The sequence below is a fragment of the Pseudomonas sp. W2-17 genome, from assembly GCF_041060445.1.
Taxonomy (GTDB): Bacteria; Pseudomonadota; Gammaproteobacteria; order Pseudomonadales; family Pseudomonadaceae; genus Aquipseudomonas.
On sequence record NZ_JAUFNS010000044.1, the window covers coordinates 1 to 15,530 of the forward strand.

Sequence of the window (15,530 nt, forward strand, 5' to 3'; positions counted from 1 at the left end):
CTAATAGGGGGGGGGCGGGGGCGGGGGGGGGGGGGGGGGGGGTATAATTGAAACCCCCCCCCCAAACCCCCGCCGCCCCCCCCCCCAACAACCGCGCCCCCCCCACGCCGCTTCAATCAGCAGAGCTTGTCAATGACCCGCAGGCCAGGCGCTTGCTGAACGGCACCCCATTCACTGCTCAGGGTTTCCAGCACCTGGCAGAGGAACTGCTTGTCCGCCGCGGCCTTTTTGCCGACATAGCCGTGGCCCTTGCGGTACATCTTCAGCCGGGCACGCATGTGCGGGTGCTGACTCTCGAATTGTTCTTCCTCGGTGCAGGCACCCAGGCCGTCCATGTGCACGTTGCCTTCCTCGCACACCCAGAGGATGTGGCTATCAAGGGAATCCTTGCGAGCGGCGAACAGTCGAGCCAATTGATCAATGGTAGGTTGGTTGTTCAGGTTCATGGTTGTTACCCCTTTTTGACCACTGGTTAATCTATCGAGTGAGTTCAAACGCAATGGCGAATCGTCCGTCGATTCGCAGTCCTTCCAAACGCTGACAAACATGGTCCGTCGGTACACAGAGCCGGTGCCGGGCCGCAAACGTGTGGGTATTGATGAAGGCAGGGGGAAAGATCGGACCTGGACGAGAAAGGGCGGACGCCTGGAAGACACGGGCGACTGGGTGGTCGACCACAAGTGTCATGAGGACGTGTCGCCAGCGCTCGGCCTGGTGGGTCGATCATGCCGGTTCGGCTTCATCAATCTGCCTTGTGGGCAGCACACATCCAGAGGTTGTTCGACGGCTGTGTCGAACGGGCCCGGAATACTTTTGCCAGCTCTCCCGATCGGGGAGACGCCTGCACTATGCAGTCGGCAAAAGGCCTCGTCAACGGTTTTGTAGTGATTATTTTCAATCACTACATATTTTGTAGTTTCAGAACATGGAGGTCGATTCGTGACTACAAAGTCAATGAATCCGGGGGGAGCAGCGCAGGGACAGGCCGCAGACAGGAAAAAGGAGCGGGTAAAACGACGCTTGCCCGCGACCGGATCAGCCAGCCATTACATCTGGCTGAATGACCCCATCGCGGGCAAGCAGGTGTCGCTATAAATCCAGGCGCGAACAGTTACGCCTGTGGAGCCTTCTGCAGTTCAAACAGCAACAGCGAACGCGGCGTGACCGTGTACTCGCTGCCGAACTCGAACTGATCCTTGCCATCGATCTCTGGCTGATTGGTGTCAATCAGGCTGGTCCAGTTGAGGCCTTCCGGCACCTCCGGCAGCGTGAAGTTGACGCCGTCATGGTGGGAGTTGACCACCAGCAGCAGCGTCGCTTCGGAGCCGCGACGACGGATACCGGTTTCTTGCGCGCGGCCATCCATCAACATGCCCAGGCAGCGGCCGTTCGGATCTTCCCACTGCTCGATGGTCATCTCTTCGCCGCTTGGCGACAACCACGTCACGTCCTTCACGCCCAGTTCTTCGTTGTAATCGCCCACCAGGAAGCGGCTACGACGCAGGATCGGGTACGACTGACGCAGCTTGATCAGACGCTTGACGAATGCCAGCAAGGCCTTGCCGTCTTCATCCAGATACCAATTGACCCAGCCGATCTCGCTGTCCTGGCAATAGGCGTTGTTGTTGCCGTGCTGGGTACGGGCGAACTCGTCGCCGGCGACCACCATCGGCGTGCCCTGGGCCAGGATCAGCGTCGAAAAGAAGTTACGCATCTGACGCAAACGCAGGGCATTGATTTCCGGGTCGTCGGTCGGGCCTTCGACGCCGCAGTTCCATGAACGGTTGTCGTTGCTGCCGTCCTGGTTGTTCTCGTCGTTGTCCTCGTTGTGCTTGTCGTTGTACGACACCAGGTCGTGCAGCGTGAAGCCATCGTGGGCGGTGATGAAGTTCACCGACGCATACGGCCGGCGGCCACGCTGGTTGAACAGGTTGCCCGACGCCGTCATGCGGTTGGCGAAGTCGGCCAGTTGGCCTTCATCGCCTTTCCAGAAGGCACGGATGTTGTCGCGGAATTTGTCGTTCCACTCCGCCCAGCCCGGCGCGAAGTTGCCGACCTGGTAACCGCCTGGACCGCAGTCCCATGGCTCTGCGATCAGTTTCACCGAACGCAGCACCGGATCCTGGCGGCAGGCCACGAGGAAGCTGTGGCGTTCGCTGAAACCATCGTGGTAACGGCCGAGGATGGTGGCCAGGTCGAAGCGGAAGCCGTCGACGTGCATCTCGGTTGCCCAGTAGCGCAGCGAGTCGGTGACCATCTGCAGCACGCACGGGTGGCTCAGGTCGAGTGTGTTGCCGGTACCCGAATCGTTGATGTAGAAACGCTTGTCATCCGGCATCAGGCGGTAGTACGAGGCGTTGTCGATACCGCGCATCGACAGGGTCGGGCCGCGCTCGTTGCCTTCGGCGGTGTGGTTGTAGACCACGTCCAGGATCACTTCCAGGTTGGCGTGGTGCATGTGCGCAACCATTTCCTTGAACTCGGAAATCTTGCCATGGGCCAGGTAGCGTGGATCCGGTGCAAAGAACGCCAGGGTGTTGTAACCCCAGTAGTTGGTCATGCCCTTTTCCAGCAAGTGCTGGTCGTTGACGAAGGCGTGGATCGGCAGCAGTTCGATCGAGGTGACGCCAAGACCTTTGATGTGCTTGATCACGTCATCGACCATCAGGCCGGCGAACGTGCCTTTGACTTCATCAGGCACGGACGGGTGACGCATGGTGAAACCGCGAGTGTGGGTCTCGTAGAAAATCGTCTTGTCCCACGGCACTTCCACACGCTGTTCGCGGCCCCAGGTGTAGGCAGGGTCGATGACTTTACACTTGGGCACGAAGGGGGCGCTGTCACGCTCGTCGAAGCTCAGGTCGTCGTCCGGGTGGCCGATGGTATAGCCGAACAGCGCCTCGGACCACTTCAGCTCGCCGACCAGTTGCTTGGCGTACGGGTCGATCAGCAGCTTGTTGTGGTTGAAGCGGTGGCCGTTCTTCGGATCGTACGGACCATAGACGCGATAGCCATACACCTGACCCGGGTGGGCGTCCGGCAGGTAACCGTGAAAGATCTCGTCGGTGTATTCCGGCAGCTCGATACGCTCAAGCTCCACTTCACCGGCGGAGTCGAACAGGCACAGCTCGACCTTGGTGGCGTTGGCGGAAAAGATGGCGAAGTTGACGCCAAGGCCGTCCCAGCTGGCGCCGAGCGGGAAGGGCAGGCCTTCACGAATGCGCGAAGCGGTGACTTCGGGGCTGCCAGCGTTGCCGGATTCATTCTGTGTAGCGGCGTTCTTATCTTGCGTGCTCATGTGTATTCCTGACGTTCGAATGAGTTCCTGAAGGCGAACAAAGCCGTGGCCTCAGTGCGGGACTGCGCCATCGATGCAACAGGTTTGAAAGTTACCGCAGGGGTACGACCGTTTTAAGGCGATCCCTGCGGTAGGGGTGTTAGCTGCGCAGCAGTGACGCGTTAAAGCAGTTGATCAAGACGCAGGCTTGGCTGCAGCAGGCTTCTTGGCAGAAGACTTGGCCGCCGGCTTGGCCGGTTTGGCGGCAGCATCGGTACCGCTCGCAGCAGCCTTGGGTTTGGCGGGCGCCTTGGCTGCCGGTTTAGCGGCAGGCTTGGCGTCAGCTTTGGCTTCGGGTTTGCTGGCAGCCTGATCAGCGGAGCTGCCGGCTGATTTTGCCGCTGAAGCGGCTGCGGGTTTAGCCGCAGGCTTGGCAGCAGACTTCGCCGCCGGTTTGGCTGCACCCTTCGCAGCGGGTTTGGCAGCAGCAGCCTTGGGCTCCGCTTTGCCGTCAAGCTTGGACTTCGCCGTCTTCGCAGCAGCCGGTTTTTTAGGCGACTTCGCCTCGGCGGCGGCCAACTTGCTAGCCATTTCCCAGTGGCGGGCATCTTGCCCATGTGGCTTGCCTTCCGTTTCCCAGATCTGGTGGGCAAGCTCGCTGATTCTCTTATCGTCGGCACTCATCTCGACACTCCCGGTATCACAAGGTTTGTATAAGCAGGTTTACAGAAATTTCCTTGAGCGCTGCGCTGAGCAACATTTCCTTGCTGGATGTGACTGTAGCCTGTGAAAAAAGTCCCTTCCAATTTGGATGTGAATCAGCGAACGGCAGGTTGATTCGTGTATCGCCCCAATTTGCTGCATTGATGAATGGAGTTTGCGCAGTGCCCAATAGTTCAGCCGGCAATCGCGGAACCACAACAATAGCCCGCATCTCCTTCGTTACCCGGGCAAAAGCGATGACGTGATCGGCTTTTTCACCCACCACTTCAAGGGGTTGATATTCGCCTTCACTGAACAGCGCGGGGTACTCATTGCGCAGGCTAAGCACCTGAGCAATCAACGCCTGCTTGATCCGGCCATCGTGCCACTGGTTCAACAGCTCGGTGACCGGCGCGGACGCCTGCAATGCACGTTCGCGAGCGGGGTAATCCACCGGACGACGGTTATCCGGATCCACGAGGCTGAAGTCCCAGAACTCAGTGCCCTGATACAGATCAGGCACACCGGGCGCAGTCATTCGCAGCAAAGTTTGCGCCAGACTGTTGAGCGCGCCGGCCGTCGCGATGCGATTGGCCGTGGCACCGATGGATTGACGCAGTGCCAGGCCATCGGCGTTCAGCAGCAAGTGCTGGAGAAACTCGCGGCACGCGGTCTCGTACGCCTCGTTGGGCGCGCTCCAGCTGCTCTGCAGTTTGGCTTCGCGCAGGGCCTTTTCCTGCCACTGGGTCAGGCGCTTGGCGTAGGCTTCGAAAGCCGGCTCGCCTTCGAGATCCAGCGGCCAGCTGCCGATGATTGCCTGATACAGCATCAGCTCGTCACCCGGGCTGATGTGGGTGTCACCCGCCTTGAGCGGCGCCGACAGCTGCTGCCAGCGCTCGACCTGCTCGGCGTACCAGGGCGCCAGTTCGCTGAGCACGGCCAGACGCGTTCGGGTGTCTTCGCCGCGCTTGTGGTCGTGGGTCGCGGTGGTCAGCAGGTTGTTCGGGAAGCTCTTGTGACGCTCAATGGAGACTTGATGAAACGCCTCCACCGGCGCACTGAAATGTTGCGGGTGGAAGCCCACATCGTTGCGCGAGAGCAGCACGGCGGAGCGATAGAACGACGTGTCTTCCACCGATTTCGCCGCCACTGGCGACGTCAACTGCTGGAAGCGGTTGCCGGCCTTGCGGCGCATCTCGCGCAACCGGCCCGTCGGGTAGTCGCGCAGCTTCTCGCCGCCGAGCCACAGCTTGAGGGAATCCAGCACCGGCCAGTCGCCTTCGCTGAGCATCTCCCGCGCACCGTCCATGGCCTGCTGGAAGAAGCGCTCGTCCTCGGCAGAACGGCCGCAGGCGGTGAGGTAGGTGCGGTAGACCGGGAAGTTGCTGACCAGCGCCAGCAGCGCGCGGCGGATGGCACCAAGGGTCATGTCGCGGGTCATCACATCACTGCGCGAAACCTGCAGCAGTGCCTGGGCCAGGTTTTCGAAATCGCCTGCCAGCGTGCCGTGAAGGACCAGATCGCGGGCTTCCAGCACTTCCTGATTGAAGTCGGCCGTGCGTCCGCTGATGCGGCTCCACAGCTCGCCCAGCACGGCTTCACCTTTCGGATCGTGCTGCAGCAGCGACACCTGGTTCATGAATTCATAACCGGTGGTGCCGTCGACGTTCCAGTCGGTGCGCAGTTGCTCGTCGGGGCCGAGGATCTTCTCGACGAAAATCGGCAGACGTTCCAGCTCGGTGCCCGCCGGGCGCAGCTTCATCAGGCTGTCGACGCGACGACGCAGCTTGCGGCAATACCCGCGCGGGTCAGCGAGGCCATCGATGTGGTCGATGCGCAGACCGTCCACAAGGCCTTTGGCGATGAGTTCGAAAATCTTGCCGTGGGTCGCTTCGAACACCTGCGAGCGCTCGACCTTCAGGCCGCCCAGCTCGTTGATGTCGAAGAAACGCCGCCAGTTGATGTCGTCACCCGCTGTGCGCCAGCTCGCCAGACGATAGTCTTGCTGCTCAAGCAAACGGTGCAGGCGATCGAAGCCTTCCGGGGTGCTGGAGTCAAACTGCGCCAGGCCTTCTTCAACGGCCTTGACCAGCTCGGGTTTGGCCTTCACCGCTTCGGCCAGCTCCGCCTTGGCCTGACGGGCACGCTCGTAGGCCTGAGGATAATTGTCGAGGTCGGCGAAGCGCTGGGCCAGTTCATCAAGCTCGGGACGCTTCGCTGCCTTCAACAGCGGCGCGTACGTGGCCGGGTTGATCGGGAAGAGGTGCTGATAGTGCTCGGCGTGAAAGGTGCCGCGCTCCGCATCGAAACGCAGGGGCACTTCACCGTTCTGCAACACGGTGCCGTAGTCGGTGCTCAGGAACGGCAGCAACAGCTGGCCCTTGAGCAGCGGGTCAGGGGAATTCCACTGGATGTCGAAGAACTTGGCGTACGGGCTGCGCTGGCCCCATTCGAGGAGGTCAAGCCACCAGGGGTTGTCATTGCCGCCGACTGCCATGTGGTTGGAGACGATGTCGAGAATCAGGCCCATGCCGTGCTCACGCAGCGCCGCGACCAGACGCAGCAAGGCCGGCTCACCGCCCAGTTCGGGGTTGATCACCCGTGGGTCGACCACGTCATAGCCGTGCATGGAACCGGCGCGGGCTTTCAGCAGCGGCGAGGCGTAGATGTGGCTGATGCCCAGGCTGGCGAAGTACGGCACCAGCTTGGTCGCGTCGTCCAGGGTGAAGTCTTTGTGAAACTGCAGGCGCTGGGTGGCGCGCAGGGATTTAAGAGGGGTACTCATTTTTGATCACGCTCCGCGGCTTGTTGCCGTGCCGCTGCCAGAATTTCAAGTCGTCGTGCTGCATCGGCGTTGTCCAGCAGAGAACCGCTGTCGCCGTTGAGCCGACGTCGCCAATTGGGATGACTGTCGATGGTGCCGGGGAAGTTCGCCTGCTCGGCGATGCCGAGGGCGTCCTCGATCGGGAGCAGTACCAACGGTGCCGGGGTGTGGCCGAGGTAAGCAATGCTGTAGTCGATGGCGTCTTTGGCGCTCACACTTTCACCGCTGCTCGGCAGCGTGTAGTTCTGCTTGAGCGCCGTGATCAACCCTTTGCGCTCCCGGTCGCGGCCGTCGCGCATCTTCTGCTCGGCTTCGTCATCGACAAGCCCGAGTTTTTTGTTCCAATCAATGTCCAGCTCGCTCAGCCAACCGGTGAGGGTGGGCAGGTCGTGGGTGCTGGTGGTGGCCAGTGCGTCTCTGGACCACTTCGTGATGGGCTTGAACGTCGCGTCGTCCTGTTCGAACAGCAGCACGCGCATACCGAGGATCTCGCGCTCGGACAGTTTCTCGTGCAGACCTTCGGGTACCGTGCCGAGGTCTTCGCCCAAAACGATCGCTTCGTGACGCCAGGATTCCAGGCTCAACAAACGCAGCATGTCGTCCAGCGGGTAATTCAGGTAAGCGCCTTCACTCGCAGGCGATCCCAGCGGGACCACCCACAAGCGCTGCAGCCCCATCACGTGGTCGATGCGCAGGCCACCGGCGTGGGCGAAGTTGGCCCGGAGCATTTCGATGAACGCTTGAAAACCATTGCGCTTCAGGCCGGTCGGCGAGAACGCCGAAATGCCCCAGCTCTGGCCCGAGCGGTTGAGAATGTCCGGCGGCGCGCCCACGGTCAGCGAGGAGAGCAACTCGTCCTGACGACTCCAGGCCTGACTGCCGGCACCGTCGGCACCCACAGCCAGATCACCGATCAGGCCGACGCTCATGCCGCTCGATCGTGCGGCGGTCTGGGCGCGTTCGAGGCCGCGCGCGATCAGCCACTGCGCGAAGGCGTGAAAGCCGATCTCTTCGACGTGCGCTTTGGCGAATGCGTCGAGGGCAGGGTTACGCGGGTTCTTGTACTGCTCCGGCCATTCATGCCAGTTGCCGCCCATGCCCAGTTCGTCGCCCGCATCACGTAGGGCTTCGAAACGGCAGTGGTTTTCCAGGGCTTCACCGCCCGCTTGGCGGAAGCTCTTGAAGTCCTCATGGAAGGGATGATCGCTGCCGATGAAGCCGGCATACAGCTCGCGCAGCAGGGCATATTTGGCTTTGGCGGCGGCGGGCCATTCGATCAGCTCCAGTGATTCCAGACGCTTGAACTCGTCGGCCAGGCCGGCTTTCTCGATCGCCTGCTCAACCGCGCGGTCACCGAGGATGGTGCCGGGCGCGGCGTACAGCGCGTTGAGGAAGAGGCGGCTGGACGGCGAGTACGGGCTGTAGCGCTCGCTGTCGTTGGAGAACATCGCGTGAACCGGGCTGATTGCCACGGCCGAAGCGCCACGTGCGCCGGCGTCGCGGACAAAGGCTTCCAGCCCTTGGGTGTCGCCGATACCGCCATCGCCTTCGCGACGCAGGTAGTACAGCTGAGTGGTCAGGCCCCAGTCGCGGGCGATGGACTTCTTGCTGGCCATGGTCAGGCTGTAGCAGGTCTTCGGCGCAACGGCGATGGTCAGCTGCTGGCCGTCTACTTCCAGCTGGTGATAACCCATCGTCGCCAGTCCGGGCAGCGCAGCCTTGTCGGTGAGCTTCGCTTCGAGCAGCGAGCCGTCTTCCAGCGTCAGCTTGAACGCGGTGGCTGGGGCGAACCAGCTCGACAGGTCCAGATCCTGGCCGTGGTCGACGGTCATCAACGGCGGCGGGGTGGCCGGCTGGCTTTCTTCATTAAGACGTTTGAGGCTGGCTTCGACGTCTTCTTCGGTCTCGGCGGGGTAGCCCAGCCCCCCGAGGACCTTGCGCAGGACCTCGGGGCTTACGTGTTGCGGTTTGGCGTTGGCGTCCTTCCAGTCAACCGACAGGCCCGCCTGGGCTGCCAGTTTTTCCAGTTGCTCATTGCTCATCCTGTTCCTCCACAACGTCACTCGATTTCAGGCTGACAATGGCCGTGTATGGATTGAGGGTGGCGGATGGGGAAAGTTCTGCGGACTTGGCACGGGATTGATGAAGCACCCTGTAGCCAGTGTAATCATCAGTGTCGACCGCCTCGCTGCCGAGGTTCAGATCGATGCGCAACTCGCTGCCGTCGCCCAGTTCCCAGCGTGCGCTGACGGCTTTGTCGCCGAGCTCTTTCACGCCCAACGCGCTGGCGCCGTGCAGGCGAGGGAACAGCTCGGTCTTGCGAATGTGCAGCAAGGTTTTGTAGAGCTCAAGCCAGTTGCGATGGTCCTGACCCTTGTCGGTTTCCAGCAGCAGCGCATCGAACGCCGGACGCGAGGACTCGAAGGTCTTAAGGGCGTTGGGATCCGGGATCTGCTCGCGCTTGGCCGGGTCCTTGAACGCGGCAAAATCCTTGAACTCGCCCCGACGTCCTTCGCGCACGGCATCTGCCAGCTCGTCATGGAAGTCAGTGAAGAACAGGAACGGCTCGCTTGCGCCCCACTCATCGCCCATGAACATCAGCGGAATCATCGGTGACAGCAGCAACAGCGCGGTCGCCGCCTGCAATGCAGGGGGCGGGCTCAGCTGGACCAGACGCTCGCCGAAGGCCCGGTTGCCGATCTGGTCGTGGTTCTGCAGAAACAGCACGAAGGAAGTGGGCGGCAAATGGCCGCTCGGTTCGCCCCGGGCGTGACCATGACGGGTGGATTCGCCCTGATAGACGAAGCCTTCACCCAGCAAACGGGCCAGCTTCTGCGTGGGCTTTTCAGCGAAGTCGGTGTAGTACGCGTCAGTCTCGCCGGTCAGCAGGACATGCAGCGTGTTGTGGCCGTCATCGTTCCATTGGGCGTCGTAGCCCTGATCCATGCGTCCGGCTTCGTTGAATTCGTTTTCCAGGGTCAGCCAGACGTGACGCTCCGACGGAATCGTGTGGCGTACGTGCGCTGCGAGGTCTTTCAGAAACGTCGGGTCTTCGATGGCGTGCACAGCGTCGAAACGCAGGCCGTCAAAGCGGTAGTCCTGCAGCCACATCATCGTGTTGTCGATGAAGAAGTCGTGTACTTCACGGCGACGGAAATCGATCGCATCGCCCCACGGCGTCTTCTTGTCGCTGCGGAAGAAGTGCTTGGCGTAGGCGCCGAGGTAGTTGCCGTCGGGCCCGAAGTGGTTGTAGACCACGTCCAAAATGACCGCCAGGCCCAAGCCGTGGGCCGTGTCGATCAAGTGCTTGAGCTGATCGGGCGTGCCATAGGACGACTGCGCGGCGTAAGGCAATACGCCGTCGTAGCCCCAGTTGCGATCACCCGGGAATTGCGCGATGGGCATCAGCTCGATGGCGGTGATGCCGGTGTCCACCAAGTGCTGCAGACGCTGCTCAACGCCTTCGTAGCCACCCAGTGCACCGACGTGCAGCTCATAGATGACCGCCTCGTGCCAGGGCCGGCCTTGCCACTCGGTGTTCTTCCATGGGTAGGCAGTCTGGTCGACGACGATGCTGTAGCCGTGCACGTCCCCGTCCTGAGCCCGGGAAGCCGGGTCAGGAACAGTGAGGTTGTTTTGTCCATCGAGCGCGACATTGAAGCGATAGCGCGTGCCAGCTCCACACTCGGTCTCGACCACGAACCAGCCGTCCTGCTCTGGCTGAAGGGCCTGTGCAGGCCCGTTTTCGAATTCGACGCTGACGCTTTGGGCGTCCGGTGCCCAGAGGGCAAACCGGGTGTGTTGTGGATCCAGCATGACGGCGCCGTGGCGCCAGTGTTGATCCGTGCGCGAAGGCATCCGTAATTCCTTGATCAGTGAGTTATCAATAGTGCAGTGCCACGCCCGCGTTTTTCTTCAGCAGCTCCTGATAAAGATCGGCGTAGGGTTCCACCGCCTTGTGCCAATCGAACGGAGCGGCCATGGCGCGGCAGCGCATGGCGTTGAGCAGCAATGGACTTTCGAAGACTTTGAACGCGCGGGTCAGGGCTTCGGTGTAACTCTCGACCGTGGATTCGTCGAACAGGAAACCGGTGCAGCCGTCTTCGATGGTGTCCGCGAGGCCGCCAGTGCGGCGTGCGATCGGCAGGGAGCCAAAGCGCTGGGCGTACATCTGGCTCAAGCCGCAAGGTTCGTAGCGCGAAGGCATCAGCAGAAAGTCACTGCCGGCGAACATGCGACGTGCGTCGGTTTCGTTGAAGCCGACCCGGACGCTGACCTGACCCGGGAAACGGGCGGCGAGGGCGCGCATGGCGTCTTCTTCTTCCGGCTCGCCACGGCCGATGATCGCAATCTGGCCGCCGTTGTTGACGATGTGCTCGGCAATCCCGATGGTCAGGTCCAGACCCTTCTGGTAAACCAGACGGGAGACCACGGCGAACAGCGGGCCGGTGGAAGGCTCCAGTTCAAACAGCTCGCGCACGTAGTCAGCGTTGATTTCCTTGCGCGTCCACTCGTTAGGAGCGAAGCGGCAGATCAGGTGCTCGTCGGTGGCAGCGTCCCAGCTCTCGTCGATGCCGTTGGGAATGCCGCTGAGCTGCCCGCGATCGGCTTTGCTCTGCAGGAAACCTTCCAGGCCACAGCCAAAATCCGGGGTGGTGATTTCTTTGGCGTAGGTCGCGCTCACGGTCGTGATGTGGCTGGAATACGCCATGCCGGCCTTGATGAACGACAACTGACCGTAAAACTCCATGCCTTCCGGGCTCAATGCCGAGTCGGGAATGCCCAGCTCACGGCTGGAGGCAATGCTCACGAAGCCCTGATACGCCAGGTTGTGGATAGTGAAGATCGACGGCGTGGTCTGGCCGCGCCATTTCATGTACGCCGGCGCCAGGCCTGCTGGCCAGTCGTGAGCGTGAACCAGCTCGGGGCACCACTGGGTCTTGACCGCACCGGCCGCGAAGTCGGCAGCCGCCAGGCCCAGGCGGGCAAAGCGAATGTGGTTGTCGGACCAGTCGCGGCCGTCATTGTCACCGTAGGGCGTGCCTTCACGCTCGTACAACTCGGGACAGATCAGCACGTAAATGACCAGACCGTCTTTCATGTCCATCCGGCCGATCTTGCAAGGAGGCAGCGCGGCGTGACCGGGCAGCTCGCTGATGATGTGGATCGGGTTGCCACTATTGATGACCTGTGGATAGCCGGGAATCAGCACGCGTACATCGTGCAGGTGGCGCATGGCGCGCGGCAGTGCGGCAGACACATCGCCCAGGCCGCCGGTTTTCACCAGGTCGGCCATCTCTGAAGTCACGAACAGGACTTTCTTGCGGGTCACCGAAGAAATCACTGGTTGAACAGGAGGCAGTTGCAGCACAGGTGCGCTCGTCGTTGCGAAGACCGGCAGATGGGTCAGCTCGCTGGCCGGCTGATTAAAACTCTCTCCCTTCTGGGTTTTGACAGCGGCACTAATCATCGTTTTCTCCAGTTCGATATGCAGTGTTGGTACAGCACTTGGTTGTAAACGGCCATTTCCTATGGCCAGGCACACAAGACCTACGCAAGATCGATACCCATTTATCGACTGCACATTAGAGGACAAGGTGAAAGCTGACTCTGCTTCGATATTTCAACAGCATAGTTGCTCTATTCACATGACCGCCGCGGCTGTGTAGAAGTTTCGACAATTTTTCCGGGCGGTGTCTGGCATGCGGGGCTGCGACGCGGGGTATCGTGGAATTCAGGGTGATGAAGCGATCTGCAACGCCCTGAATGCGCCGTTGTGGAGCATGGGGTGTAGGCCTTATTACAGGGGTGCCGTCGGTCGGATTGTTGGACAATTACCGGGGCGATGGTCTATCCGCGCGCAGCCCCTGCGCTTTTGTGGGACGGCGTATGCACAAGTTGCTTGCGCTGCCTTTTCTCGGTGCGCGCCGGAAGAATTCCTGACCGATCAGAGACATTTCCTACTTCTGTATAAGGATATTTTTTCGGCCGGAGCGTTAGAATCGCCGCCACGCGGCACGTCGGCACACTGAGTCGAATGCCTGTTGAGGTTTCTCCAGCGGTAGAGGAAGTCAATGCAAGCCCCTGAGGTTCTGGTACTGCAAGCCAGCTACAGCAATTCGGTTCACGCAGAAGCGATCGGATTTCTGCTCAATCAATACGCCGAGGACGCCATGGGTGGCGGTCAGTCGCTGTCCATGGACACCCGTCAGCAATTGGCGATCGAACTGGCCAAGCGCCCCCACGCGTTCAGCGTGCTGGCGTTCATCGCCGGCGAGCCGGTCGGCCTGGTCAACTGCTTCGAAGGCTTCTCGACCTTCGCCTGCCGGCCATTGGTCAACGTGCACGATGTGGCGGTGATCGCCTCGGCACGAGGCCAGGGCATCAGCCAGAAAATGCTGGCCAAGGTCGAAGAAATCGCCCGCCAGCGCGGCTGCTGCAAAATCACCCTGGAAGTGCTCGAAGGCAACGAAGCCGCGAAAGGCGCGTACCGCAAGCTTGGGTTTGCCGACTACCAGCTGGACCCGCAAATGGGTCGCGCGTTGTTCTGGCAGAAAGCGCTGTAGCCTGTAGATGATGGCCACAACCGGCCCCCCACTGGGTGCACGCCATGCCTTTATTGGGACCGGCTTCAGCCGGGAAGGGGCCGGTTTGAACACCTTCAATTTTATGGTGTGATGCAATAAGTCTTCCCGGCTAAAGCATGTCCCCCTCAATACCCGAGGTGTTTCTGTTGTTGCCCTGGCAACACCTTCCAAACCATTTGTAACAGTTCTGTCCTGTAAGACGATTCCGAGAGCGCGATAGGATCGCCTCCCGTATTGCTTTCAGGACTCACATGTCGCTCTCTCTGGAACCTCCCAGTCGCCGATTCCCTTCAAACAGGGTCGCAGGCGTTCACTTCGCTTTATCCCGCTTAAACAAGATTTCTGTCTGGCTCGACCTGCCTTCCGGCACGTCGGGCCTTTTCGTGTCTGTGCCATTGATCGAGAAGGGGCGCTGACCCATGGAATGGATCGCTGATCCCACGGCCTGGCTTGGCCTGCTGACCCTGATCGTGCTTGAGCTGGTGCTCGGCATCGACAACCTCGTTTTCATCGCCATCCTCGCCGACAAGTTGCCGCCCGAGCAGCGCGACCGCGCGCGGGTGCTGGGCCTGTCGCTGGCGTTAATCATGCGCCTGGGCCTGCTCGCGAGCATTTCGTGGATGGTCACACTGACCGAGCCGCTGTTCGAGGTCTTCGGCAAGAGCTTTTCCGGCCGCGACCTGATCATGCTGTTCGGCGGCGTGTTCCTGCTGTTCAAGGCGACCATGGAATTGCACGAGCGCCTCGAGGGCCACGTCACCCAGCGGGCGGGCAGTACAACCTACGCGCTGTTCTGGCCCATCGTCGCGCAAATCGTCGTGCTCGACGCGGTGTTCTCCCTGGACGCCGTGATCACCGCCGTGGGCATGGTCGATGAGCTGTCGATCATGATGATCGCCGTGGTGTTCTCGATCGCCATCATGATCATCGCCAGCAAGCCGTTGACCGCGTTCGTCAACGCCCATCCGACAGTGATCATGCTGTGCCTGGGCTTTTTGATGATGATCGGTTTCAGCCTGACCGCCGACGGCCTGGGTTTCCATATCCCCAAGGGCTATCTGTACGCGGCCATCGGTTTTTCGATCCTGATCGAGGTGTTCAACCAGATCGCCCGTGCCCGTCGCAAGCGCAGCGTCAAAGGTGACCTGCCACGCCGCGAGCGCACCGCCCATGCCGTGCTGCGCCTGCTGGGTGGGCGCAGGCCGAGCGCCGAGGAGGTCGGTGAAGAGATCGCCGACATGCTCGACGGCGACAGCGACGAGGTGGTGTTCGACCGCCGCGAGCGGGTGATGATCAGCGGCGTGCTGCAATTGGCCCAGCGGCCCATTCGCGGTGTGATGACGGTGCGTAATGACGTCGACGTGATCGATCTGGATGACACGCCGGAAGGCATTCGCCAGCGACTGGTCAACTCGTCGTACTCGCGGCTGCCGCTGATCCGCGGGGGCCGCATCGACGAGCCGCTGGGCTTCGTGCACAAGAAGGAGATGCTCAACGCCTGGCTGTCCGGTATCGAGCCGAATATCGAACACCTGGCCCGGCCGACGCTCAATCTGCTGGAGAGCTTCTCGATCCTCAACGCCCTGGAACAGATGCGTGCGCAGTCCACCCACATCGCCTTCGTGATCAACGAATTCGGCGATTTCGCCGGCATCCTGACCATGACCGACATCCTCGAATCCATCGCCGGCGAGCTGCCCGACGCCAGCGAAATCGAGGGCCCGGACCTGGTCGAGGAAGGCGAGGGCGTACTGGTCAATGCCGCCATGAACCTGAGTCACCTGCGCGAACGCATCGGCTTCAAGGCGCGGGCAACGAGTGATTATCAGACTCTGGCGGGACTGGTGGTGAGCCTGCTGGATCGGTTGCCGGTGATCGGCGATGAGTTGCAGTGGGAGGGGTGGCACCTGAAGGTCGTGCAAGTGCAGGAACGGCGGGTGACCCGCGTGCTGCTGACTCAAACACCGGCTCCATAACCGTCGCTTAAGCACACCCATTCCGAGGAACAAAAAAAGGCCTGCATTGCGCATAATGCTGTTCACTTAAGCGGAGCAGCCTTACGGTCCACTGGGTACCGGGTTTTGGAAATCTTCACCGTCCTTGGCCTTCCCGGCCTTGGGCGGTGATCCAGAAACATTCC

10 protein-coding genes are annotated in these 15,530 nt (G+C 61.2%); 3 read left to right on the forward strand and 7 right to left on the reverse strand.

Translation table 11 applies throughout. The features are described 5' to 3' along the window. Positions 1–116 precede the first annotated feature (116 nt). Entirely contained in the window at positions 117–446 is a 330-nt protein-coding gene (locus QWI20_RS27220) for a hypothetical protein (RefSeq protein WP_369308064.1), read from the reverse strand. Between the two features lie 402 nt (positions 447–848). Between QWI20_RS27220 and QWI20_RS27225 the strand changes: the two genes are divergently transcribed. Beyond that, positions 849–1,064 carry a hypothetical protein gene (locus tag QWI20_RS27225; RefSeq protein ID WP_369308065.1) on the forward strand — a complete coding sequence of 72 codons (216 nt, stop codon included), beginning with the start codon at positions 849–851 and terminating at the stop codon, positions 1,062–1,064. A gap of 47 nt (positions 1,065–1,111) precedes the next feature. Here QWI20_RS27225 and glgX read toward each other — a convergent pair whose 3' ends face one another. The 6 genes from glgX to glgA all read right to left on the reverse strand — a co-directional run bounded on the left by glgX (position 1,112) and on the right by glgA (position 12,273). Further along, positions 1,112–3,298 carry a glycogen debranching protein GlgX gene (gene glgX / locus QWI20_RS27230; protein WP_369308066.1) on the reverse strand — a complete coding sequence of 729 codons (2,187 nt, stop codon included), beginning with the start codon at positions 3,296–3,298 and terminating at the stop codon, positions 1,112–1,114. Between the two features lie 174 nt (positions 3,299–3,472). Continuing rightward, positions 3,473–3,961: a DUF2934 domain-containing protein gene (locus QWI20_RS27235; protein ID WP_369308067.1), complete on the reverse strand. Its 489-nt coding sequence runs from the start codon at positions 3,959–3,961 to the stop codon at positions 3,473–3,475. A 16-nt stretch (positions 3,962–3,977) separates the two neighbouring features. Beyond that, positions 3,978–6,764 (reverse strand): malto-oligosyltrehalose synthase, encoded by a 2,787-nt coding sequence (locus QWI20_RS27240; RefSeq protein ID WP_369308068.1) that lies wholly within the window; start codon positions 6,762–6,764, stop codon positions 3,978–3,980. Beyond that, the gene (malQ, locus tag QWI20_RS27245; protein WP_369308069.1) at positions 6,761–8,845 is read right to left on the reverse strand and encodes a 4-alpha-glucanotransferase; all 2,085 of its coding nucleotides are present in this window, start codon (positions 8,843–8,845) and stop codon (positions 6,761–6,763) included. Before malQ ends, QWI20_RS27240 begins: the two co-directional genes overlap by 4 nt. Beyond that, positions 8,835–10,661, reverse strand: coding sequence for a malto-oligosyltrehalose trehalohydrolase (gene treZ / locus QWI20_RS27250; RefSeq protein ID WP_369308070.1), 1,827 nt, complete (start codon positions 10,659–10,661; stop codon positions 8,835–8,837). Before treZ ends, malQ begins: the two co-directional genes overlap by 11 nt. A 25-nt stretch (positions 10,662–10,686) precedes the next feature. Next, complete coding sequence (gene glgA / locus QWI20_RS27255) at positions 10,687–12,273, reverse strand: glycogen synthase GlgA (RefSeq protein ID WP_369308071.1); 1,587 nt, start codon at positions 12,271–12,273, stop codon at positions 10,687–10,689. Positions 12,274–12,877: 604 nt separating this feature from the next. Between glgA and QWI20_RS27260 the strand changes: the two genes are divergently transcribed. Then, entirely contained in the window at positions 12,878–13,369 is a 492-nt protein-coding gene (locus QWI20_RS27260) for a GNAT family N-acetyltransferase (protein ID WP_369308072.1), read from the forward strand. Between the two features lie 440 nt (positions 13,370–13,809). After that, entirely contained in the window at positions 13,810–15,366 is a 1,557-nt protein-coding gene (locus tag QWI20_RS27265; protein WP_369308073.1) for a TerC family protein, read from the forward strand. Positions 15,367–15,530: the final 164 nt, after the last annotated feature.

Coding starts and splice junctions, on each gene's coding strand:
- QWI20_RS27220 (WP_369308064.1), bottom strand. CDS start 446: ATGAACCTGAACAACCAACCTACCATTGATCAATTGGCTCGACTGTTC.
- QWI20_RS27225 (WP_369308065.1), top strand. CDS start 849: ATGCAGTCGGCAAAAGGCCTCGTCAACGGTTTTGTAGTGATTATTTTC.
- glgX (WP_369308066.1), bottom strand. CDS start 3,298: ATGAGCACGCAAGATAAGAACGCCGCTACACAGAATGAATCCGGCAAC.
- QWI20_RS27235 (WP_369308067.1), bottom strand. CDS start 3,961: ATGAGTGCCGACGATAAGAGAATCAGCGAGCTTGCCCACCAGATCTGG.
- QWI20_RS27240 (WP_369308068.1), bottom strand. CDS start 6,764: ATGAGTACCCCTCTTAAATCCCTGCGCGCCACCCAGCGCCTGCAGTTT.
- malQ (WP_369308069.1), bottom strand. CDS start 8,845: ATGAGCAATGAGCAACTGGAAAAACTGGCAGCCCAGGCGGGCCTGTCG.
- treZ (WP_369308070.1), bottom strand. CDS start 10,661: ATGCCTTCGCGCACGGATCAACACTGGCGCCACGGCGCCGTCATGCTG.
- glgA (WP_369308071.1), bottom strand. CDS start 12,273: ATGATTAGTGCCGCTGTCAAAACCCAGAAGGGAGAGAGTTTTAATCAG.
- QWI20_RS27260 (WP_369308072.1), top strand. CDS start 12,878: ATGCAAGCCCCTGAGGTTCTGGTACTGCAAGCCAGCTACAGCAATTCG.
- QWI20_RS27265 (WP_369308073.1), top strand. CDS start 13,810: ATGGAATGGATCGCTGATCCCACGGCCTGGCTTGGCCTGCTGACCCTG.